Here is a 23671-nt window from a genome sequence, read left to right as displayed (position 1 = left end):
GTAAAGGGTGTTTCACTAATCATATTTTTGGAAAAAGCTTTTGGCTGGCTAATGAAGAAGATTAAGCTTCAAAGCATTTCTAATTTTGAATTCATAATTTCTAATTGGGCGCAGCCCACTAGTTTAGGTTCAATCCAAAAGCCAAACCTAACCACGGCTTGCGCTGATAAATCCAGTCGTGGCGGTACTTATCGAGGAGATGATCGAAGCCCAGCGCCAGACCGAAGGTGAAATTATTGATGCCGACAATGCCTGCAATGCCGTTCAACAGCACCACCCCTTCGTATTCATAGCCCACCTGACCGCCTGTTACAGCTTCGTTTACCGTTGTAGCACCTATACCTGAAAAAAATCCGACGCTATAGCCGAAGTGGTTCACAAAACGACGATGGTTACCTAATGGTGTCGCTTTGTAATTGATACGAAAAACATCGCTACGCGCGCCAATGAATAAGGCTCCCTGAAACGTGGTATTGAGTTGATTAGGTATACCTGCTGTGCCGGGACGGTATTTAAACGGAATGGTGAGTACATCCAGATCAAAAGAGGGCTTTGAGAAGGTATAGGTATGGCCTGGCGCCGCATCTAATTCCTCAGGTATAGCAAGAGTAATATTGGTAGTCGTGTCAAGCTGTACCGCCTGTCCTCTTCTGTAATCTTGCGCGGGATATAGTCTGAGTGATTCTTCTCCCATATCCACGTATACCTTGGCTGCCGGTTCTCTTGAAATATTCGCCTTGTAGACCCCTTCCGAAAATGAATACTTAGAGGATTCCTGAAGGGACGTGCAACTGGTGAAAAACAGCGTAGCTGAAAGCACCGGGAGTAAGATTTTAGATATTATCGATAGGTATAGTTTCTGCATAAGCGGTTGTTGTATGCTTTAGTACGCAAAATGCGGGGTTGGTTATAGCTTGAAGTGCAAAAGCCTGACGCTGCCGCATCAGGCTTTTGTAACTTAAATATTGAGAAGAATAGTAATTCTTATTGATTGTAATGGTAGCGCCAATTCAGTCAATTTAAGAACCACTGCGCCCAAACTGTCATCTCGAACAAAGTGAGAGATCTGGTTATTTCAGAGTTTTTTCAATACTTCAGATTTCTCCCAAATAGAGGACCCCTACCCGCTACTGTTAGAAACCTGCAAAACAGCAGCCTTTTCACCCCTATAGTCCCCTCAAGAGGACAGCTTCGATTCCTGTATTCAGCCTTAATAGCCAGAAATAATTCTTTCACATGTTCCGAACAATAGTGGCCCCCTACCCCCAGTCAAAATGACAAAAGCCTAAATGAACCCAATACTCTCAAAATTTTGTCAATCCTATAATCCTGAAAATTCTTGGGGAAGGGGCCCTATATTAAGATTCAGACAACTATACCTTAAAAACTCTCCCGCAACGCAAAGGCCTGTCGCATACGCTTGATCAGACGCTCAGATTCCTGAAAATTAACCGTCTGTTGTCCATCGGAAAAGGCTTCTTCCGGCTTCTGATGCGTTTCGTAGATCACGCCGTCGGCACCGGCCATGACTGCAGCCAGCGACATAGGCTCTACATAGTCACGCAAACCGATGCCGTGCGATGGATCCACAATAACTGGCAGATGGGTCTTGGCTTTAAGCACTGGCACAGCATTTAAATCGAGCACATTGCGGTAGGCGTTTTCGTAGGATCGAATACCGCGTTCGCAGAGCATGATCTTTTCGTTACCGTTGGAGAAAATATATTCTGCCGCCTGTAGCAACTCTTCCAATGTGCCGGAAATGCCACGCTTCAACAACACCGGCTTTTGAGCCTCACCCAGCGCATCAAGCAAATTAAAGTTCTGGCTGTTGCGGGCTCCCACCTGAAACACATCCACGTAGTCTACCATGTCTTCGATTTGTGACACCTGCATCACCTCGGTAATGATCTTGATGCCGTTTTCGCTGCACAGCTGATGGAACATGCGCAAGCCTTCCAGTCCCATACCCCGAAAGGCATAAGGCGAACTCCGTGGCTTGAACACACCACCGCGCATGATCTTCACATTGTTGGCTTTCAGGTGCTCCACAACCAGCTCGATTTGCCGTTCGCTCTCGATAGAGCACGGACCGGCCATGATACTAAAGTTACCCTCCCCTATCACCACATCATCACCCAAGTCGATCAGCGTCGGATTTACGCGCCACTTGCGGGAGATCAGTTTGTACTCGTCCGATACACGGTGAATGTCCGCCACACCCGGCAACTGGCCCAGCGTACGGATGTCAAAATCCTTTTTGCCGATGCCTACAATGTAGTGTGCCTCCTGCGTCTTTACTTCGTTGGCATTAAAACCAACTTGCTTCACTTCCTTCAGTATGGCCTCCTTCAGTTCAGTAGGTATACCTTGTTGCAATTGTATGATCATGCTGTTTCTTTCTGTCTGATGCTTTGAATAAATGTGCTGATGTTCTCCTTCAGGCTGCCCTCTTTACTTAATGCTTTGATAAAAGCACTACCAATGATAGCGCCACTGGCGTGGTTGCAGGCTTGCGTGAAAGTTTCATTATTGTGAATGCCGAAACCTATGACACCGGGGTTGCGCAGGCCCAGTCCGTTCACCCGCTCAAAATAAGCTGTGTTAACTACCGACTGGCCCGTCGTGCTGCCTGTTACCGAAGCCGATGACACCATATAGATGAAGCCGTTGGTATGGGTGTCAATCTCCCGAATGCGCTGCTCCGGTGTCTGGGGCGTGATCAGGAATATATTGCTAAGTCCGTACTGCTCGAACAATGCTTTATACTCCCGAACATAATCCGATAGCGGCAAGTCTGGCAGGATAAGGCCGTCTATACCTAGTTCACTGGCTTTTTGCAGAAAGCGCTCCGCGCCGTATTGCATCACCGGGTTCAGGTAGCCCATCAGCACTAAGGGAATCTGGGTATGCTGGCGAATATCCTTTAACTGCTCAAACAGTTTCGGAATGGTCATGCCGTTGCGTATCGCGGCTTCACTGCTCTGCTGTATGGTCGGGCCGTCTGCCAGCGGGTCTGAGAAGGGCATGCCTATTTCGATCAGGTCTACTCCGTTTTTCTCCAGCTCCAGTATGATCGGCACAGTGTCTTCTAAATTCGGGAAGCCTGCCGTGAAGTAGACTGAGAGTAAACCCTTTGGCTTTTGTGCGAATAGTTGCTTTATTCTATTTGTCATTGAAGTCGAATCTGTCTAAGTAAGTTGCCAAATCTTTGTCACCGCGTCCGGAAAGGTTAATGACCACCACCTCTTCCGGCTGCGCGCCCAGTCTGCCGATCGCGGCCAGCGCATGGGCTGTTTCTAGCGCAGGTATAATGCCTTCGAGTCGGGTCAGCTCCAGCACAGCTTGCAAGGCTTCTTCGTCGGTGATGCTCTCAAAAATAGCACGGCCCGATTGGTGCAGGTGCGCATGCAGCGGCCCCACACCCGGATAGTCCAGTCCTGCTGAAATAGAATAGGGCTCAGTCACCTGTCCGTCTTCGGTCTGCATTAACAGCGTGCGGCTGCCGTGGATGATGCCCTCTTTGCCCAACACCGAAGTTGCGGCGGATTCACCAGAATCTATACCTAGTCCGGCAGCCTCCACGGCTACCAACTTCACTTCCGCCGTATCGAGATAGTGGTAAAAAGCACCTGCCGCATTGCTGCCACCTCCCACACAGGCCACGACAAAATCCGGGTTCTCGCTACCAGTTTTCTCCAGCAACTGCGCTTTCATTTCTTCTGAGATCACCGCCTGAAAACGGGCGACCATGTCCGGGTATGGGTGCGGCCCTACTACCGAACCGATGATGTAATAAGTATCTTCCGGATTGTTGATCCAGTCGCGGATGGCTTCGTTTGTCGCGTCTTTCAGGGTGCGGCTGCCGCTGGTTGCAGGCACTACGGTAGCACCTAACATCTTCATGCGGGCTACATTAGGGGCCTGTCTTTCAATGTCTACTTCACCCATGTACACGATACACTCGAGGTTCATCAGTGCGCAAACGGTAGCCGTGGCTACGCCATGCTGACCAGCACCTGTCTCCGCGATGATGCGGGTCTTGCCTAGTCGTTTGGCGAGCAAGATTTGCCCTATGGTATTGTTGATCTTGTGCGCCCCTGTATGGTTCAGGTCCTCTCGTTTGAGGTAGATGTTCGTGTTGTATTTCTCGGAAAGGCGCTTGGCAAAGTATAAGGGCGTCGGCCGTCCTACATAGTCTTTCAGCAAAGCCTGCAGCTCTTCCTGAAAATCCGGCTCTGCCATAATCTTCAGGTAGTTCTGGCGCAGTTCCTCCACATTGGGGTATAGCATTTCAGGAACATAAGCCCCTCCGAACTTGCCATAAAACCCGTTATAGTCTACTTGGTATTTCATATGGTTTTATTTTATTGTCATTTCGAGTGCAGCGAGAAATCTGGTACACTTACAATTCAGATCTCTCCTATCGTCGAGATGACAGTTGAGTCAATTCTTATTCTTTATCAAGCTAATCAACTCCTTCACCTTCCCTACATCTTTCAATCCCGGCTCCATCTCAAAACCGCTATTAACATCAATCGCAAAGGGTTTGGGGCGAAGCTTCTCAAATTCCTTACTCTGCAGGTTTTCCAGATTCAGGCCGCCGCTCAGGAAATAAGGTATAGGTGAATAATAGCCTTTCAGCATTTCCCAGTCGAAAACAGTGCCGTTGCCACCGTAGTTGTTGCCGCGGGTGTCGAAGAGGAAGAACTCACAGTAGCGTTCGTAGAGCAAGGTGTTTTCGAAAGAAAAACGATCGTCAACCGAAAAGGCCTTGATCAGGCGTATACCTGCCTCCTGCAGCTCCCGGCACTGCCCCGGCGTTTCGCGACCGTGCAACTGTACCAGATCCAAACCATATTTCTTAACAATCTCCTGAATAACGACAGTGGTTTCGTTCACGAAAACGCCTACTTTCTGAATACCTGCCGGCAGCTCAGCTAAAAACTCTGGTGTGATATAACCTTCACAGTAGCGCTTAGAGCCTTCATAAAAAATAAAGCCCATGTAGTCGGGTTGCAGCGCAGCGACTTGCCGAATATTTTCCGGTTCACGCATACCACATACTTTGATTTTCAAGTCTTTCATCTCTTCGTCATGCTTTAATAGAAAGCTTGTCATTTGCACTTAGGCCTGTGACTGAGCCGGTATAAGGTCTTGCTGCAGTTGACGCAGCTCACGTATAAACTCAGCGGCGGAACGTTCCGGTCGGCCATCTGTCATAAAGGTTTCCCCGATCAGGAAGCCATTGTAACCTGCCTGTTGCAACTCAACCAAAGTTTTCGGCGACTTCAGTCCGCTTTCTGACACTTTGGTCATACCTGCCGGAATGTGCTGTGCCAGCTCCAATGACAAAGCAATATTCGTCTGGAAAGTTTGCAGATTGCGGTTATTCACGCCAACAATCGTCACATCCTCACAAAGCGTAGCTTCCAGCTCTTCTTGGCTGTGCACTTCCAACAGAACCTCCAGTCCAAAAGATCGGGCGAAAGTAGCCAACTGTTTCAGTCGTTGCGGCTCAAGCGCGGCGGCGATCAGCAAAATGGCATCCGCCCCGATCGACTTGGCTTCCACGATCTGGTACTCGTCCACTATAAAGTCTTTTCTAAGGATCGGGCAGTAATTATACTTGCGGGCAACCATCAGGTCTTCGTTTTTGCCTCCGAAATAGTGTGAGTCCGTTAGGATCGACAAGGCCGAAGCGCCCGCCTGCATATAGCCAATGGAGGTGCGCTCCACCGAAACATAAGGATTGATGTCGCCTTTGGAAGGTGACTTGCGCTTGATCTCGGCAATGATGCCGCTTTTATCGGGTCGCAACAGATAGTGTTCCAGCGACAGACAAGGTGTCTCGAAGTAAAGGCTTTTCTCCAATAGCTTCACTGGGTATAGCGCCTTGCGTTCTTCTACTTCCTTGTATTTATGGGCGATGATCTGGTCGAGTATATTCATGTCTTTGGATTTGAAGATTTATACATTTAAAAATGATTAGGCTGTCACCAGCTTATTGTAATTTATCAGTTTGTTAAATAAGGCATAAGCCTTGCCTGACTGGAGTGTTTCTTTAGCCAAAGCAACAGCATCAGGTATAGCGGTTTCAGGCCGGGCGCAGTTGATGGCCATGCCGGCATTAGCGGCAACTACGTCGGTCTGGGCAGCTGTGCCTTCGCCTTTCAGTACCTTCAGGAAAATCTCTGCGGACTCTGCTATACCTTCGCCGCCTTTTATCTGACTGTGCTCCAGACGACCAAGGCCCAGATCAGAGGCATCGAGTAATTGCTCTTTGCTGTCGGCAATCACTTTAAAAGGACTGGTCAGAGAGACCTCGTCATAACCGTCCAAGGTATGGAGGATGCTATATCGGATGTCGGGTTGCTGTTGGTAGAGATAACCGTACATGCGGGCCAATTCCAGACTGAAGACCCCTACCAGCTGTTTTTTTGGGAAAGCCGGATTCACCATCGGGCCGAGCATGTTGAAGAAAGTTTTCACACCTAAATCCTTGCGGATCGGCCCGACACTTTTCATAGCCGGGTGGAAGAGTGGCGCATGCAGAAAGCAAATGTTATACTCGGCGATGCTACGCTCCAGTTTGTCTTTGTCTGTCGTGAACTGTATACCCAATGCCTCCAAGACATTGGACGAGCCGCAGGAAGAAGACACGCCATAGTTACCGTGCTTGGCCACGGCAATGCCATTGGCCGCTACTACAAAAGAAGATAGCGTGGAAATGTTGAAGGTATCCTTTCCATCACCGCCCGTGCCACAAAGGTCTATTGGGTCATAAGCATCCAGTTCTACGCGGTGGCAAAGCTCCAGTAAGGCGTTGCGAAAACCTTCTAATTCCTCCACGGTGATGCTGCGCATCATATATACCGTTAGAAAGCTGGAGATCTGGCTTTGGTTATACCTGCCCGCCGCTATATTCTTCAGCACCTCCCTCGCCTGCTCCCGGCTCAGCGTTTTATGTTCAAATAAGTTATTCAGTATTTCTTTCATGGTTGCTATTTTTTGTCTTCTCGGGCACAGCGAGTAATCAACTACATTTTAAATTCAGATCTCTCCTATCGTCGAGATGACAGTTAGTGTGTTAACCAGTTTTTGATCAACTCCCGCCCATGCTCCGTCAGCACCGATTCCGGGTGAAACTGCACGCCGCGTACATTATAATCCCGGTGGCGCAGCGCCATGATATGACCGGTTTCATCCACTGCCGTTGGCACCAGACAGTCAGGTAAAGTTTGCTCGACAAGCCAAGAATGATAGCGGCCCGTGTTGAATTTTTGCGGCAGGTTTCGGAAGAGAGCTTCTTCCTCACAAACAACCGCTATCGGGGTGGCGATGCCGTGCCATACCTCGTTGCTGTTAAACAACTTGCCCCCGTATACCTCACCTATTGCCTGATGTCCAAGGCATACCCCGAAAAGACTTTTGCTTGGGCCGAATTCGCGTATAATCTCCTTTAACATGCCAGCCTCCTCAGGTATACCCGGCCCCGGCGACAGCATGATCTTATCAAACTTAGACACCTCCTCTAGGCTTGTTTTATCGTTTCGACGCACCGTTACCTTAGCCCCCAACTCCTGCAGCAAGTGCACGAGGTTGTAGGTGAACGAGTCGTAATTGTCAATTACCAGAACTTCCATATTAATTGATCTCCTGTGCTAAGGTGAGGGCTTTACGCAAAGCCATAAGTTTGTTGTCCACTTCCTGCAGTTCGCTGTTATCGTCAGAGGCGGCCACTATACCTGCCCCAGCTTGGTAGAAGAGTTTGTAATCCTTGCTCAAAAAGGAGCGGATCATGATGGCGCTGTTGAAATTGCCGTTGAAGTCCATGAAGCCGATGCAGCCCCCGTAGAAAGAGCGGTTGGTTGTTTCGTATTGATCGATCAGTTGCATGGCCTTGTACTTGGGGGCGCCTGAAAGCGTACCGGCCGGGAACGTGCTGGCCACCATTTGCAGGGAGCTTTCCTGATCATGCAGCTGTCCTGAAACTTTTGATACTAAGTGAATGACGTGCGAGTAGAATTGTATCTCCCGGAAAGTCTCCACCTCTACACTGTGACCATTGCGGCTCAGGTCGTTGCGGGCCAAGTCTACCAGCATCACGTGCTCGGCGTTCTCTTTCGGGTCAGCCAGTAATTTTTCAGCCAGAGCGGCATCGGCTGTATCATCACCCGTTCTGCGGAAAGTGCCCGCAATCGGGAAAATGCTGGCTTTGCCGTCCTTGATCACCAACTGCGCCTCCGGTGAAGAACCGAAGATCTTGAAGCTGCCATAGTCGAAGTAGAACAGGTAGGGCGATGGGTTGACAGAGCGAAGCGCCCGGTACACGTTAAAATCATCTCCCTGAAAGGCCTGTTCAAAGCGGCGGGAAAGCACCAGCTGAAACACATCGCCTCGGAAACAGTGCTCTTTCGCTCTCTTGATGTTCTGCAGGAATGCCTCACGTCCAATATTACAAGCCTCTTCGCCAATCGACTTAAAGGTATAGCTCGGTATGTTGCGGCTGTTAAGCAACGCTTCCAGTTGAGCTATTCCGTCGTTGTCTGCTGGGCCATAACTATGTGAGAAAATATAAGCCTCGTTTGTGAAGTGGTTGATCGCGATAATATAGCGGTAAACGGCATAATAAAGGTCCGGCATCTGCTGGCGGTCGCTGCGCAGCTCCAAGTCAATGTCCTCAAAATAACGCACCGCATCGTAGTTCATGTAGCCAAACAAACCATTGCTGATAAAGTTGAAGCTATTTTGCTCCGTCTCAAATCTGCTGGCAAACTCCGATAGTCTGGCGGGCACATTTAGGTCTTTGGTGATGGCAGACTGTAGTTTGTAGCCATCCGGGAAACTCTCCGTCAGCATTTCATTTTCAGCCTTGATATTTGCCATCGGACTGCAACAGATATAGGAGAAGCTGTTCTCTGCGCCATGATAGTCAGAGCTTTCCAATAAAATGCTGCTAGGAAAACGGTCGCGCAGCTTCAGGTATACACTTACTGGCGTGAGCGTGTCGGCCAGCAGGCGCTTATGTGTAGTCGTGATTTTATATTTCTTCATCGATTCGGAGAGTGTTAAAAACAAAAAAAGCCTGCTGTTCAGGTGAACAGCAGGCTTTTATACCTTTGGCTATAGATTGTATTAGCTTCTAATATACAACATAGCGGGTCTGTTCACGATACCTTGCGTAACGTGCCACCACCATGCAGTATGAAGAAGATTTTGGATCATGTTCTCTTTAAAGGGGTCAAAACAGCTCAACCCTCTGCTGCAAAGGTAAAGGCTAAACTGAGGAATGCAAATTCTTTTGAAATAAATTTTAAATAATTGATAAGGGATTCATGCCTTCGTTTTCATAACAAAAGCTGTGTGTTGCCAGTATAAAATCAAAGCGACTGACTTTGGGATAAGAGTTTCCATAATTGGGAATTTGGTCGGAATTTACAGGAATGTTCTCTTTTACTTACCTGTTGTTTACCAAGCATTTAAGACATCTTACAAGACTAGCAGTGATTAGGTCTGATTTTTGAGAAGTCTTTAACTCGCCAGCATTTATTTACCTGGTCTCACTGGTTTGCGACATAATCAGTGTGAACAAGATCGATAAAGCTGAATGTACTTGAAATAGCTGTATGAAACTGGTTAGAAACGAAATTTTACATAGGCAAAGCAATATTCTGATAGAATTCAATCACGCAGAGGGTTGGCTCTATGTGAATTGGCGTGGGTACCAGAACTATGACACGGTGGTGGAGGGTTGTGAGAAAATTCTCGAGTTTCTGCTGGAAACCAACTGTACCAAGGTGCTGAATGACAACACTAACGTGGAAGGAATCTGGTCTGGCGCATCTAAATGGGTGGGCCAGGATTGGCTTCCAAGGATGCAGGCTGCCGGACTGGAATGCTTTGCCTGGGTATATTCCCCTAGCGCCTTTAGTAGACTATCAGCAGACAAGTCCCTGCAGCATACACAAGACCAGAGCTTTATTAAGACATTTGATGATATTGAGGCAGCCAGCGACTGGTTGCGCGCCTGCTGAACAACAACCAACCGCTTAATCAACCAGATAAAAAGGCTGACTGTTTTATTACAGTCAGCCCTTTTTGTTAAGGCAAATGCTCTTCCCTATAGTGTTCCCTTTGTACTAGGTATAGAGTTATCCTTCGGATTGCGTTTCACTGCCATCTGAATCGCTTTGGCAAATGCCTTGAAGATTGCTTCGATCTTATGGTGTTCGTTCTGTCCCTCCGCTTTTACATTGAGGTTGCATTTAGATGTGTCGCTAAATGACTTGAAGAAATGAAAGAACATTTCAGACGGCATATCCCCTACTTTTTCACGCTTGAATTCAGCTTCCCAAACCGTCCAGGGTCTGCCGCTAAAGTCTATGGCTACCTGTGCCAGCACATCATCCATTGGAAGCAGGAAACCATAGCGGCTGATGCCTTTCTTGTCACCCAGTGCTGCCAGGAAAGCTTCTCCCAACGCCAATCCGGTGTCTTCAATGGTGTGGTGCTCGTCAATGTGCAGGTCCCCTTTAACCTGTATGTTCAGATCCAGTTTCCCATGCTTGGCCAGCTGCTCCAGCATGTGATCAAAAAAACCAAGGCCAGTATGGATGTTCATCTGCCCCGTACCATCCAGGTTGAGATCAATGGCAATGTCGGTCTCGTTTGTCTGGCGTCTGATAGTAGCGCGTCTGGCGGGCAGTTTCAGGAAGGTATAGATTTCATCCCAGTCATTCGTGCTCAGGACTGCGTCTTCTACCTGGTTCTCCCCGATGAAAATGGCCTGAGCGCCTAAGTTCTTGGCAAGTTGCACGTCCGTCAGTCTGTCGCCTATCACATAAGAGTTTTCCAGGTCATACTCACCGGACAAGTATTTTTTCATCATGCCTATACCTGGTTTGCGGGTCTCCAGGCCTTCATGTTCAAAGCTCCGGTCGATCAGGATATCATCAAATATGATCCCCTCGCTCTTTAGTATATCGAGCATCTTATTCTGGTAGGGCCAGAAAGTGTCCTCCGGATAGGAGTCGGTGCCAAGTCCGTCCTGATTGGTAACCATTACCAGTTCGTAATCCAGCTCAGAATAGATCTTGTAGAGATTGCGAATCACCTTTGGCAGAAACTCGAACTTCTCGAAAGAATCTACCTGAAAATCCGTTTTCGGCTCGATCAAAATAGTGCCGTCACGGTCTATAAACAATGCTTTTTTCATTTTCAATAATGTATCTCGTAGCGTGTATCAGGCAAGGTGTTAAAACTATCCTTTCAACCTCGTAAGTCGCTTTTTATTTAAAATTAGAAATGGCCTGGAACAGCTGCTGGTTCTCGTCCACTGTTCCGATGGATATGCGCAGGCAGCCCTCACATCCAGGCAGACTGGAGCGGTTTCGGACCACAATGCCCTGCTCCAGCAGATAGCTGTACAGCCGATTGGCGTCTTTCACTTTCACCAGCAGGAAGTTTGCATTTGATGGGTATACCTTTTCAACAGCATCCAGCGTTGGGAGCGCCCCTACAAGCATTTCCCTTTCCTGCACGATCTCCTCGATCATGTAAGCCAGTTGTTCAGTCTGCTCCAATGCTTTGAGTGCCAGTTCCTGGGTCGCTTCGTTTATATTATAAGGCGGTTTGATCTTATCGAGTAATGCAATGATCTCTTCTGAGGCAAAGGCCATCCCCAGCCTTAAACCTGCCATACCCCAGGCTTTGGAGAGTGTCTGCAGGATAACCAGGTTCGGGTACTCGGCCAGTCGGGTAGACCAGCCCGGCGCATCAGCAAAGTCGATGTAGGCTTCATCAACCACTACTAGCCCGTCAAAATTATCCAAGAGAGTTTCAATGCTTTCCGCTTCGATCAGATTACCGGTTGGGTTATTGGGCGAGCAGACAAAGATCAGCTTGGTTGTGTCTTTCACCTGGCGCAGCACATCCTGTACCGGAATCTGAAAATCGGGCGTCAGCTGCACCGCATCCAGTTGCACCTCGTTCAGGTTGGCAGATACTTCATACATACCATAAGTAGGCGGCAGATGCAGCATGCTGTCCTGTCCCGGTCGGCATACCATGCGGAACAGCAGGTCAATTGCCTCGTCGGAACCGTTGCCCAGGAAAATCTGATTGGGAGATAATCCTTTGATAGCCGCTATTTTCTGCTTCAGCTTTTTCTGGTGCGGGTCCGGGTAGCGGTTATACCCTTCGCCTGCCAAACTGCCCAGGTTGTTCTCGTTTGCGTCGATAAAGACACTAGCTGCACCCTTGAACTCATCACGGGCTGATGAATAGGCTTTCATTTTAAGTACGTTCGGTCGTACTATACTTTCCAGGTTAAACATTCTGCACCTCCTTCAATCTGATACTTACCGCATTTTTGTGCGCTTCGAGCCCCTCAGCGGCGGCCATTACTTCAATGGTTTTCCCGATGATTTGCAATCCTGTCGGCGTGATGTGCTGAAAAGTGATTTTCTTGACAAAGCTATCAAGAGAAACCCCACTGTAGGCACGGGCATAGCCATTGGTAGGCAAGGTATGGTTGGTGCCAGAGGCGTAGTCACCCGCTGACTCCGGACTGTAGTTGCCCAGGAAAACCGAACCTGCATTGGTGATCTTATCCAGCACTCCTTCAAAATTCTGGATAGAGAGGATCAGGTGCTCCGGTGCATACAGGTTCGAAAAGTGCAGCATTTCTTCTACACTATTGAGCAGAATACCTAAGCTGTTCTCCAGTGCTTTAGCCGCAAATTCTTTGCGCGGCAAGTTGCTCAACTGTACCTGTAGCTCCTGCTCTACCCTTTTTAGCATTTCGACAGATGTCGTCAGCAGCACTACCTGCGAATCTGCACCGTGCTCCGCCTGTGACAGCAGATCAGCTGCCACAAAAGCCGGATTCGCTGAGTCATCTGCTATCACCAGCACCTCTGATGGACCAGCCGGTAAGTCAATGGCCACGCCAGTCTTACTCAGCATCTGCTTCGCGACTGTAACATACTGGTTACCCGGGCCGAAAATTTTATTCACGGCAGGTATAGACTCTGTACCAAATGCCATTGCAGCAATAGCCTGCGCACCGCCCACCTTGGCAATCTTATCAATACCTAGCAGTGATGCCGTATAGCGAATGGCTGGGTGAATAGAGCCATCTTTGGCCGGAGGCGTACATAAAATCACTTCCGGACAACCGGCGAGTTTAGTGGGTACACCTAGCATGAGCAAAGTTGAGAACAACGGTGCCGTACCTCCGGGTATATACAGGCCAACCCGGTCTATAGGTACACTTTTTCGCCAGCAAGTCACGCCAGGCATCGTCTCCACCTGCTTCGGCTGCTCCGCCTGCTGCGCATGAAAAAGCTGGATGTTGCTATAGGCCTGCAGAATGGCATCTTTCAGTTCAGCTGCCAGTTCAGTTTCTGCTGTCACTATCTCCTCCTGAGAAGCAAAAAGGTCATCCAGTTTTACGCCGTCATACTTCTGTGTTAGCTCCAGCAAAGCGGCATCGCCTTGCTCCTGTACCAACCCAAGAGTCCGGGCTATACCTGCTTCCAAATCTTCGTAATTCTGGGTAGGCCGCTTCACCAGTTCCTTCCAGTCAGATTGGGCGGGGTATTCTATTCTGCGCATCATACGATCATCTTTTCAATCGGTACTACCAATATACCTTGTGCTCCGGCAGCCTTCAGTTTCTCAATTATCTCCCAGAAATCATCTTCGTTTACAACAGAGTGCAGCGAGCTCCAACCCTCTTCGGCCAGGGGCAAAATCGAGGGTGATTTAGCGCCAGGCAGTAACTCGCTGATTTCTGCTATCTTATCATTCGGCGCATTAAGTAGAATATACTTGGCTTTCTGGGCGCGTTGCACGGCATGTATACGGAACAGTAATTTGTTCAGTATCTCCTGCTTTTCATCATTCAGGCCACCATTTGCAATGAGCACCGCCTGTGACTTGAACACGCGCTCCACTTCACGCAAACCATTGCTGATCAAAGTGCTGCCCGAACTCACAATATCGCAGATAGCATCAGCGAGGCCGATACTAGGCGCTATCTCTACAGAACCACTGATGGTATGAATATTGGCCTGAACCCCTTTATCTTCGAGATAAGCCTGCAGTAATTTGGGATAAGATGTTGCAATGTTCTTCCCCTGCAGGTCGCTGATGTCTTCGTACTGATCACCCTTCGGCACAGCCAGCGACAAGCGGCATTTCGAAAAACCAAGCTGCTCTACAGCCAACTGCTGCATGCCTTCTTCTACCAGTACATTTTCTCCTACGATACCAATATCGGCTACCCCATCGGCTACATAGCCAGGTATATCATCATCGCGCAGGTATAGGATCTCGAGCGGGAAATTAGTGGATTCAGTTTTGAGTTTTAGAGAGCTGGTAATGAAAGAGATACCGCACTCACGGATCAGTTTAAGCGAGTCTTCACTCAGCCTACCGGATTTCTGGATTGCTAAACGTAGCATATGAGTTGAATGGATTAAATAGGTACAAATAAGAATAACCTTGCTGCTGGCAAAGTATAATAAGGGTACGATGACCCTACAGGGGGCTATATGGTGCTATGATTCCTCTTACGAGGAATGATGGAAATGATGATGATGCGCAGCAGAACCACAGGCAACAGGCGCTGCCGTAGGAATGAAAGAAATGATATGTAGCGTGGTTTTGCTCATCTGCTGCTGCAAAGGTACAGTTGATTTTGGTTTATACAAGTTTCAACTGATAATGTTTAATAGTAAATATGAATCAATACTACACAATCTACAGAATGCTGACTTAAAGAAGTCAATTGTATTGAATTTTATTAAGACAGTTTAATTAGTATAATACTATATTAAATTTACAAAGTAATACATTTGTAACAAGTCGCAATATCAATACTAAACAACAAGAGCCGTTAGATCAAAAAAATAATTTTTAACTAACTTTGTATCAGAATTTTGATAAAATTTTTTTTGAGTCTGGCATAGTTTTTTCAGTATCTGCCTATACTATCAAAGACGCATCACACGTATAATGATCATGAAGAAGTATCTGCTTAGCTTATTGACACTGGCTTTTTGCTTTGCGCTCAGTCAGCAGCACGCCGCTGCACAGATCAAACTGCCACAGGCCAGCCCGGAAGCAATGGTGAAACAAACCATTGGGCTAACAGAGATAAAAGTGCGCTATCATGCACCTGGTGTTAAAGGGCGCCAGATCTTCGGATCACTTGTACCGTATGGCACGCTATGGAGGGCTGGTGCTAACGAGGCTACTTTGATTACCTTCGAAGATGATCTATTCCTGAACCACGAACGTGTGCCGGCTGGGACTTACTCTTTCTTTATTTTGCCAGAAAATGAAACGGAGTGGAACATTGTCCTGAACAAAGACACGACCCTGTGGGGTCTCGAAGGGTATAGCGAACTAAACGATGTGGCTTACCTGCGTGTGACACCTAAGAAGGTGCCTTTCCATGAGACGCTACAATTTTCATTCAGTGATATCAGCACCAACAAGGGTACGCTAAACCTGGCCTGGGAGAATTCACAAGTGTCGATCAACATTGAAACTGAGATTGAAAAAAAGGCTTTGGCTAATATCAATAAAGCGATCAAAGCCGCTGCTCCGGACGATTGGTATACATGGGCGCAGGCAGCCAACTACCTGCTGGCACGCAGAGATCAGCACGAGAAGGCGCTGGAATACATCAACAAGTCCATTGCCATCAAAGAGAATTTCTACAATAACTGGGTAAAGGCCAGGCTCTATGCGCTGAACAGAGAGTACCAGGTAGCAGCCAACCTAAGTGCAAAGGCGATGCAGCTGGGACCTAAAGAACCGGAATCGTACCAGACCTATGCCCGTGAAATTGAGTCGGCTTATAATGAGTGGAAGAAACGGAGGTAGTAAAAAATCACAATTCATAAGCGGGGCTTCGGTTGAAAAACTGAAGCCCCGCTCCTCTTTTATACCTAAAAACGGGCAATAAAACGTAGGTTAACTCGGCGACCTGTCAGGAAGTTAGGTATAGCGTAAGTCAGTTCATTTACGTCGGTCAGATAGCTGTAAGAAATGCGGTTCTGGGCATCAATAATGTTGAGCACTTCCAAGCCAATCCACAGGCTTTCCAGCGACACTTTCTTACGATCCGTCAGGTCGTCTCCTAAGGCAATGAGCTTCGAAAAGCCAATATCTACCCTTTTATAAGATTTACCCGAGAAAGCGTTGCGAAACTCCGGACGGTTAGGCGGACCGAAAGGTAAACCACTGCCATACACAGCGTTCAAATACATCCGGATGGTAGGGTTATCAGGCAAATGGTCTTGGAAAAATACGCCAATGTTCACTAATTGGTCGGTCGGACGCCGCAAATAGCCTCGATCCTTGCTCCCAATTATCTCGCCAGAACTGCTGTATACCAGTGTCGAGTCCCCCTGCACATTTTCTCTTGTCTGCATCAGGCCTAAACTCAGCCAGGACTCGGCTCCTTGTATAAACTCCCCGTTTACCCGCACATCCAAACCGGCTGCATAAGCTTTCGCATTGTTCTGTCCGTAATAGCGCAGTCGCACGTTGTCCAAATCATAAGGCACAACATTGGTCATGTGCTTGTAATAGGCCTCTGTGGTCAGTTTAAAATCACGGTCCCATGCTTTGAAAAGGTAGTCACTTCCGATGACAGCATGTAGGGAGCGCTGTGCCTTCAGATTCGGGTTTAGCTCCCCCTGAAAGTTGCGCAACTCTCTATAGAAAGGCGGTTGGTAATAGAGTCCGATAGCGGCTTTAAAAGAAAGGTCAGGGTTTTGACTGGTGATGAAAGAGTACTGTACCCGCGGCGTGATGGTCAGTTCATTATTATAGCTCCAATAGCTGGCCCGGATGCCATAGGTGATCGTTTTGAGGGAATCCAGTTCATAGGTATGCTGCACATAGCCATTGTAGCGCTGTGTGTGCAGGTCAAGCTCCGAATTAAGGTTGTAAGTCATCGTTACGAAGTCAGAAGAATCGACAAAGCCGTATTCAGACAAACGGTCGTTGATGCGCTCCAGACTCGCTTTGGCACCGGTCAGCACAGTGCTACGCGAACTAAGGCGCCAGGTATTACGGCTCTCCGCTGCCAGAACGAGCGCTTTCAGAGAATTGCGTGCATGATCAAACTGACTTCCAATGCCCCGGTCACGCAGGCACTCACCCATATCATTGCGTCCCAGGGTGTTGACGTCGCAGAGACGGTACAATGCCTCTATATCACGGAACTCCCGCTCCAGTGAGTGTACGCCCGATACGATAAACTCAGTCAATAGATTATCAGATACCTGATGGCTTAGATGGGCTCCCATCTGGTAGGTATCGTACTCCATGTTCTCTTGCCCATCGTAGGCTACCAAAAGCCGAAGCGGTGCCTGGCGGGTTCCGAACGTGGTGGTGCGGGTTTCGGGCTCTACTCTGAAATTGTTGCGGGCATAGCTGCCAAGTAAGCCCAATGTGGTGCGCTCTGGTTGTTTACCCAAGTCGAAACTCAGGTATACCTGTCCGTCTGTAAACACGGGCCGGTACTGACCGTCAACCTGAAGTCCCTGCAGCATGTACTGACTATTCTTATGGCGCAGGCCCATCAGGTAGGATATACGTTTGTTCTTAGAGGCTTCCTCCAAATGTATTGCACCGCCTGTCAGACTACCAGTTACAGAGCCAGCAAATGAAGTAGGTCGCTTATACTGGATGTTCAACACCGACGACAGTTTATCGCCATACTTGGGTTGCCAGCCGCCAGAAGAGAACTCAACATTGGCCACCAGATCAGGGTTGACAAAACTCAGGCCTTCCTGCTGGGCCGCTGAAATCAGAAAAGGGCGGTATATCTCGATGCCATTGACATAGACGAGGTTCTCGTCATAATTACCACCGCGCACGGAGTAGGTCGAGGATAGTTCGTTGTTGCTGGTCACGCCGGGCAGCGTAGCCAGTATCATATTGAAATCACCAAATGCAGATGGAAGTGTTTTGGTGAGTGTCGGGTCAAGGCGGGTCACGCTGACCTGCTCCCGGGTATCGTCTTCGCGTTTGCCCCGAACATCCACCTGCCGCAACTGCTGCGGATCGGCCTCTAGTACAAAGTCGAGCACTAGCTCCTGCCCTGCTTCTATCCTCACGCTTCGCTCCTGCTGCTTATAGCCGAGGTAACGGACGACTAAAACCAGCTCCTCAGCGGCAGGCACTTTCAGGCTATACCTGCCTTGGGCATCTGTTTGAACGCCAAGGGTACGGCCCTGCACCCCGACCGTCGCCATCTCAAGTGGCTGGCGATTGGAGTCCTGAACCGTACCCTTCACAATACCCTGCTGTGCGAAGACACCTGCTGGCAGCAGCATTACAAGCCATACCGCAAGATATCGGAGCATAGAGGGTGTTTAGGTTATGAATTAAGCCTGGTTTTTCAGATTAGCGATGGTCTGCAACGGATTAGCCGAGTTGAACACAAAGCTACCGGCTACCAAAGCATCAGCTCCTTTCTCCAACAGCAAGGGTGCATTCTGCTGATTCACACCGCCGTCTATCTCGATCAGTGCATTAGAGTTGCGGGAAATGATCAGGTTCTTCAGCGCTTCTATCTTGCGGTAGGTGTTTTCGATGAACTTCTGTCCACCAAAACCCGGATTTACCGACATCACACATACTAGATCCACGTCAGCGATCACATCGTCGAGCAGTTGTACGGAAGTATGCGGGTTAAGGGCTATACCTGCCTTGGCTCCTGTTGCTTTTATTTGCTGAATAGTGCGGTGCAGGTGGTTGCAGGCCTCCAGGTGAACAGAAATAATCTCGGCTCCTGCTTCTCTGAACTGCTCGATGTAAAGCTCTGGCTCCACGATCATCAAGTGCACATCCAGTGGCTTCTTGGCGTGGCGCTGAATGGCTTGCAGCACCGGAAAACCGAAGGATATGTTCGGCACAAAGCGGCCGTCCATGATGTCGATATGCAGCCAGTCGGCCTGGCTTTCGTTCAGCATTTCTACTTCAGACTGCAGGTTGGCAAAATCAGAAGCTAGTACAGAGGGGGCGATAATTGGTTTCATGAAGCAAATATAGAAATTAAGATAGAATCCTTCGTTTGAAAATCATTCGCGCGGCATCAGAGTCTGACAAAGCGCAAAGTAACGTTTTTACTGTTGGAGCTCACCTGGCAAAGGTATATGCCTTTCTTGAGCGTTGATGGTCTGATTTTGAGTGTGTGGACCGCTTGTTGGGCAGGCAATAATTGAGTATGTACCAGTTTTCCGGAAGTATCATAGAGTTGTACCAGCGCATGCTCCTTTTGCCAGTTCTCGTCCATGCGCAGCACTATAGGCTCCTCTGCTACTGGATTGGTGATGCTTATTCCTGCTGTCTGATCATCGGTCAGGCTTGTAACAAGTCGGCTGTAGCTAGGTAAACCATACCCGGTTGTATTGTTCGGGTTGTTGTAATTACTGCCCAGTTGGCGCATCAGTTCCAGCAACTGCATGTTGGTAAGCTTCGGACGGGCCTGCCAGATACAGGCGACCATACCTGCCATGATGGGTCCCGAGAAAGAAGTACCGCTTGACCGGCCAAGAGCACCTGAAGAAGACAGCACGTATACCTGCTGTCCCATTGCTACCACATCCGGTTTAAGCCTTTGATCGGCGGTAGGGCCAATCGAGCTGAACAGGGAATGCACGGCAAGCGAGTCCACCGCCCCCACCGTTAGCACAGAGTCAGCATCGGCGGGTGCCGAGATATAGCGCCAAGCTTTGTTGCCTTCGTTACCTGCACTCGTCACGACCAGCATGCCGGTGGCAGCAGCCAGGTCAGCAGCTCGGGTGACTATGGTGGTATTGCCGTTGAGTTCGCTGTAGGTATAGCTGTAAGAAGGCGCATCGAACAAGGTATAGCCAAGCGAAGAATTTATCACATCTACCCCGGCGCTATCGGCAAATTCAGCGGCCAACAGCCAGTTCACCTCTTCAATGTTATGCTCAGTGGCAGCGTCTTCCGTGCGGAACAGGTAATAGTTTGCTTTGGGAGCCGTGCCTATGATGCGGCCCGGATCGTAGGCGGCCATCGTAGAAAGCACGGAGGTGCCGTGCTGGCTGTGGCCATAGACATCTGTCTTTTTGCTAACAAAGTCGTAAGTTCCTTTGATCTGGCTATTCTGGAAAAGGTGTGAGAAAGCACCGATACTATTCACTCCTGGGAAACCTGCATCGAACACGGCAATAGTGATGCCTTCGCCCTGGTAGCCGGCCGCATGTAACTCAGGTATACCCAGCATGTTGGACTGGTGATAGGATGGCCCAAAATAAGAGGGATCGAACGAAACCTTAGCAACCCCCAGACTATCGTTTGATTGCGTAGCTTTTTTAGTGGAGGCAGGCAGGCGATTGAGTTGTTGCGTCCCCTTTACAAAGGCAAGCGTCTGCAGTTCCGTCAGCTTTTGAGGAGAGCACTGCACAATGGCCGCATTGAACCAGCGTGAGGTATAGAGTACTGTGGCACCTGTTGCCTTGAGGTCGCTCACATAAGCAGGATTGACCGGCAAGTCACGAACAGAAAGCGCTATACCCTGCTTGCTGCGGCGTTCGATCGCCTTGGCTGAAAGGTATAGCGCTGGTTCTGCTATTGTATAGGGAGAATTGTTCTTGTCAGTAAAGTAGATCAGATGCTTCTGCTCTGCGCCGTCGCTTCCCTGCGCCCTTGCATGAAGGGCCATCGTCAGGAGTAAGACAAGCAGAAACAGATACCGCATAAGCTTTAGAGTTTACCGTGCTCGATTAAGATTTCTTCTCGTTCGTGGCCACTTATGATTTTAAACCCATCAACGCAACCCACACCACTTGCACAATTCTCGTAGTTCAATCGATCGGAAACACGATGCACCAGACCTATACCTTCTGCATAAACTTCATAACGGTCATCGAGTCTTGTACTGTTTGTTAAGAACTTCTGAATTACAGTGGCTGTAGACGGATAAGATTCTCCAGCCACTTCGTAGCTCAACCCTACATTTTCATAGGTATAAACTTCTTTATTATCTCGTGTCTTACCATCAGTCACTTGCCACGTATTGTACAAATCCCCAACAAACTCTAATCCATTCTTAACTGGGAAGACAAGCTTAATATAACGAGTATTATCTCTTGTAAGCACAACCTTTTGTTCATGCCTAGTCACAGTCATAACCGAATCATCGAGCCATTCTACAGTTGCGTTTGAGCGGATAGACCGCACAATTTTATAAACAAGCTTACCGGTCTGGTCTTGAAAGCTGGTATCAATCCGCTCCCTCAACTGGTAATTGCGCTCGGAAGGTGTTTCGCTGAAGTAAAGCGTTTCCTTCACATCATACACCCGGTACTGCCCTACTTCCAGCGGATAATAGTCGTAGCCCATCGCAACAGGATCAGGATCCTTGTATTTATTTTCGCAGCCGGCTACAAAAGCAGCCAGCACAACCAGAAGCAAAAGGGCTCTTCTCATTATTGCAACACGTTCAGGTAATAGTCTGAGTTATAGTTTGACTCGATCCAGCCGCCACCCACTACGTCGTTGCCTTCATAGAATACGGCAGCCTGACCAGGAGCGATCGCATGCACACCACTCAGGAAGTGTACTTTCATCTTATCTCCTTCTTGCTCGATTATAGCCTCTGTTCCCGGGTCGTTATACCTAACTTTCGTAATGGTAGGTATAGGCTGACCAATCAGGTTATCATACTTTACCATGTTAAGCTTTCCTACGGTCATGGCATTTTTGGCCAGATCTTCGTAGTTACCCAAAATTACACGGTTAGTGTCTTTCTCAATACGGGTCACATAAGCCGGGAAACCAAGTGCTATACCCAGACCCTTACGCTGCCCAATGGTATAGAATGGATAACCTTCATGCTTGCCCACTACCGTACCGTCTTCCAGCACAAACTCACCACCGGCTACCTGCTCCTCCAGTCCCTCAACTCGGCGCTTCAGGAAGCCACGGTAGTCGTTGTCAGGTATAAAGCAGATTTCATAAGACTCAGGCTTATTCACCAGTTCCGTGAAGCCGCGGTCCATTGCCATCTGACGAATCTCTGTTTTACGCAATTTCCCAAGTGGGAACATCGTACGGCTCAGGCTCTCCTGCGAAATACCCCACAGCGCATAGGACTGGTCTTTGTTTTCGTCCAGACCTTTCGATATCACAAAGCGGCCATTTTCTTCCCGGATGTTAGCATAGTGCCCGGTCGCGATAAAATCGCAACCCAACTGGTCGGCACGACGCAATAAAGCATCCCACTTGATGTGCGTATTACACAACACACATGGGTTTGGCGTGCGGCCTGCAATGTATTCGTCTGTGAAGTGGTTGATCACATAGTCACCAAACTCTTCGCGTATGTCTATAATGTAGTGCGGGAAGCCGAGCTGTACCGCTATGTTTCGGGCATCGTTGATGGAGTCGAGGCTGCAGCAGCCGGTCTCTTTCTTGCTGGCGCCGCTCGATGCATAATCCCAAGTCTTCATGGTCATACCCACCACTTCATAGCCTTGCTCGTGCAACATCACAGCCGCTACGGAGCTATCTATGCCGCCGCTCATGGCTACCAATACCCTTCCTAACTTACTCATTTATTTTCAGAATTGTAATTCGAAATGCTATAATTTTTCTACAAAGATAGTAACATCGGGGCACTAATAAAGATTCAGCCGGGCAAATATTGTAACAACAACTGTTTAAAAGATGCTGTCGCATTAAAAAAAACATTAAAAAATATGGCATCGTACCCGATAAGGAACTTACTTTGGAATTCAATAGGATTAACTGAACCGAACCGGTTTTTAAAAGATAGATTGCTATGGGCTTACGTACCTCTGTAATAGTAAATGGTATTAACAATTTGAGTGATGCGCGTTACTGCGCTGGCATGGGCGTAGATATTATCAGCTTCAACCTGAAACTGGACGATAAGGAGCGTATGTCTTCCGATACGCTGAAGGAAATCGTAGGCTGGGTATCTGGCGTTAAGCTGGCAGGTGAGTTCGAGCGTGCCAAGCCCGATATTATCAACCAGTATGCTGATGACTTCGGTCTGGATTACATTCAACTGGATACACCCTACCTGATCGACGAGATCGAAGAGATCAACCGCCCGGTTATTCAGAAGGTATTTATCAATAAGGACACCGTAGAGAGCGAGCTGCTGGAGATGATGGAGCTGTACGGTCCTTCTGTTGACAGTTTCCTGATCTACTCATCAGATTTCGAAAACATTGACGACACCAACACCAAGTTTCTCAAAAACCTGGCAAAGCGTTTTCAGATATACCTGGGCTTCGGCGTACACCGCCACAACATCAACGCGGTGCTGAAGGACATCAAACCCGCTGGCATTGGCTTACGTGGTGGTCACGAGATCAAACCAGGGCTGAAGGACTTTGACGAACTGCAGGAGATCTTCGAGGAAATCGAGGAAAACTAAGGAGTTAGAGAGTTAAAGGGTAGCGTTGTTTCGTTTTAAGCTTTTTTGAACCGTTCCATTCTGTGGATTGAGTCATACAAAACTTGAAATACTTCTCAGATTAAACTGGCTATACCTGCAATCGACCTCGAATAAGCAATAATATAAACGGTCCGCCATACCTGGGTATGGCGGACCGTCTTGATTTAAGTGTAAGATACA

At 48.4% G+C, this 23671-nt stretch carries 21 protein-coding genes; 3 read left to right on the top strand and 18 right to left on the bottom strand.

Features of this window, described 5'->3' with window-relative positions:
* Positions 1–118: 118 nt before the first annotated feature.
* The 9 genes from I0P70_RS03315 to I0P70_RS03275 all read right to left on the bottom strand — a co-directional run bounded on the left by I0P70_RS03315 (position 119) and on the right by I0P70_RS03275 (position 9057).
* Positions 119–865: a hypothetical protein gene (locus I0P70_RS03315; RefSeq protein ID WP_196114769.1), complete on the bottom strand. Its 747-nt coding sequence runs from the start codon at positions 863–865 to the stop codon at positions 119–121.
* Between the two features lie 515 nt (positions 866–1380).
* Complete coding sequence (locus I0P70_RS03310) at positions 1381–2391, bottom strand: bifunctional 3-deoxy-7-phosphoheptulonate synthase/chorismate mutase (protein WP_196114768.1); 1011 nt, start codon at positions 2389–2391, stop codon at positions 1381–1383.
* The gene (trpA, locus tag I0P70_RS03305) at positions 2388–3176 is read right to left on the bottom strand and encodes a tryptophan synthase subunit alpha (RefSeq protein WP_196114767.1); all 789 of its coding nucleotides are present in this window, start codon (positions 3174–3176) and stop codon (positions 2388–2390) included. Before trpA ends, I0P70_RS03310 begins: the two co-directional genes overlap by 4 nt.
* Positions 3166–4356 (bottom strand): tryptophan synthase subunit beta, encoded by a 1191-nt coding sequence (trpB, locus tag I0P70_RS03300; RefSeq protein WP_196114766.1) that lies wholly within the window; start codon positions 4354–4356, stop codon positions 3166–3168. Before trpB ends, trpA begins: the two co-directional genes overlap by 11 nt.
* Positions 4357–4446: 90 nt before the next feature.
* Complete coding sequence (locus I0P70_RS03295) at positions 4447–5088, bottom strand: phosphoribosylanthranilate isomerase (protein ID WP_230391964.1); 642 nt, start codon at positions 5086–5088, stop codon at positions 4447–4449.
* Between the two features lie 39 nt (positions 5089–5127).
* Complete coding sequence (gene trpC / locus I0P70_RS03290) at positions 5128–5952, bottom strand: indole-3-glycerol phosphate synthase TrpC (protein ID WP_196114765.1); 825 nt, start codon at positions 5950–5952, stop codon at positions 5128–5130.
* A gap of 36 nt (positions 5953–5988) precedes the next feature.
* Complete coding sequence (trpD, locus tag I0P70_RS03285) at positions 5989–6999, bottom strand: anthranilate phosphoribosyltransferase (RefSeq protein WP_196114764.1); 1011 nt, start codon at positions 6997–6999, stop codon at positions 5989–5991.
* An 83-nt stretch (positions 7000–7082) separates the two neighbouring features.
* Entirely contained in the window at positions 7083–7646 is a 564-nt protein-coding gene (locus I0P70_RS03280; protein WP_196114763.1) for an aminodeoxychorismate/anthranilate synthase component II, read from the bottom strand.
* A 1-nt stretch (position 7647) separates the two neighbouring features.
* Complete coding sequence (locus tag I0P70_RS03275; protein WP_196114762.1) at positions 7648–9057, bottom strand: anthranilate synthase component I family protein; 1410 nt, start codon at positions 9055–9057, stop codon at positions 7648–7650.
* 572 nt (positions 9058–9629) lie between these two features.
* Between I0P70_RS03275 and I0P70_RS03270 the strand changes: the two genes are divergently transcribed.
* Positions 9630–10037 carry a hypothetical protein gene (locus I0P70_RS03270; RefSeq protein WP_196114761.1) on the top strand — a complete coding sequence of 136 codons (408 nt, stop codon included), beginning with the start codon at positions 9630–9632 and terminating at the stop codon, positions 10035–10037.
* Between the two features lie 86 nt (positions 10038–10123).
* Here the strand turns inward: I0P70_RS03270 and hisB are convergent, their stop codons facing one another.
* The 4 genes from hisB to hisG form a co-directional block, all read right to left on the bottom strand.
* Positions 10124–11218 (bottom strand): bifunctional histidinol-phosphatase/imidazoleglycerol-phosphate dehydratase HisB, encoded by a 1095-nt coding sequence (hisB, locus tag I0P70_RS03265; protein ID WP_196114760.1) that lies wholly within the window; start codon positions 11216–11218, stop codon positions 10124–10126.
* A 73-nt stretch (positions 11219–11291) separates the two neighbouring features.
* Positions 11292–12338, bottom strand: coding sequence for a histidinol-phosphate transaminase (hisC, locus tag I0P70_RS03260; protein WP_196114759.1), 1047 nt, complete (start codon positions 12336–12338; stop codon positions 11292–11294).
* A complete protein-coding gene (hisD, locus tag I0P70_RS03255; protein ID WP_196115027.1) occupies positions 12331–13620 on the bottom strand; it encodes a histidinol dehydrogenase in 1290 nt (429 codons plus the stop codon). The genes hisC and hisD overlap by 8 nt, the downstream gene beginning before the upstream one ends.
* Positions 13620–14471, bottom strand: a complete 852-nt coding sequence (gene hisG / locus I0P70_RS03250) for an ATP phosphoribosyltransferase (RefSeq protein ID WP_196114758.1) — start codon at positions 14469–14471, stop codon at positions 13620–13622. Before hisG ends, hisD begins: the two co-directional genes overlap by 1 nt.
* A 559-nt stretch (positions 14472–15030) precedes the next feature.
* On the opposite strand from hisG, the gene I0P70_RS03245 reads away from it, so the two are divergent.
* Positions 15031–15900, top strand: a complete 870-nt coding sequence (locus tag I0P70_RS03245; RefSeq protein ID WP_196114757.1) for a DUF2911 domain-containing protein — start codon at positions 15031–15033, stop codon at positions 15898–15900.
* Positions 15901–15965: 65 nt separating this feature from the next.
* Here I0P70_RS03245 and I0P70_RS03240 read toward each other — a convergent pair whose 3' ends face one another.
* The 5 genes from I0P70_RS03240 to mnmA are packed head-to-tail and all read right to left on the bottom strand — an operon-like array spanning position 15966 to position 22619.
* The gene (locus I0P70_RS03240; protein ID WP_196114756.1) at positions 15966–18395 is read right to left on the bottom strand and encodes a TonB-dependent receptor; all 2430 of its coding nucleotides are present in this window, start codon (positions 18393–18395) and stop codon (positions 15966–15968) included.
* Positions 18396–18416: 21 nt separating this feature from the next.
* Positions 18417–19070 (bottom strand): ribulose-phosphate 3-epimerase, encoded by a 654-nt coding sequence (gene rpe, locus I0P70_RS03235; protein ID WP_196114755.1) that lies wholly within the window; start codon positions 19068–19070, stop codon positions 18417–18419.
* A 56-nt stretch (positions 19071–19126) separates the two neighbouring features.
* Positions 19127–20761, bottom strand: coding sequence for a S8 family serine peptidase (locus I0P70_RS03230; RefSeq protein ID WP_196114754.1), 1635 nt, complete (start codon positions 20759–20761; stop codon positions 19127–19129).
* A gap of 5 nt (positions 20762–20766) precedes the next feature.
* The gene (locus I0P70_RS03225; RefSeq protein ID WP_196114753.1) at positions 20767–21492 is read right to left on the bottom strand and encodes a hypothetical protein; all 726 of its coding nucleotides are present in this window, start codon (positions 21490–21492) and stop codon (positions 20767–20769) included.
* A complete protein-coding gene (gene mnmA, locus I0P70_RS03220; RefSeq protein WP_196114752.1) occupies positions 21492–22619 on the bottom strand; it encodes a tRNA 2-thiouridine(34) synthase MnmA in 1128 nt (375 codons plus the stop codon). Before mnmA ends, I0P70_RS03225 begins: the two co-directional genes overlap by 1 nt.
* 227 nt (positions 22620–22846) lie before the next feature.
* On the opposite strand from mnmA, the gene I0P70_RS03215 reads away from it, so the two are divergent.
* The gene (locus I0P70_RS03215) at positions 22847–23470 is read left to right on the top strand and encodes a hypothetical protein (RefSeq protein WP_007656473.1); all 624 of its coding nucleotides are present in this window, start codon (positions 22847–22849) and stop codon (positions 23468–23470) included.
* Positions 23471–23671: the final 201 nt, after the last annotated feature.

The organism is Pontibacter sp. FD36 (assembly GCF_015686655.1).
Lineage (GTDB): Bacteria > Bacteroidota > Bacteroidia > Cytophagales > Hymenobacteraceae > Pontibacter.
The sequence above is the reverse complement of the archived record's forward strand: the minus strand, read 5'-3'. Positions and strand labels throughout refer to the sequence as shown.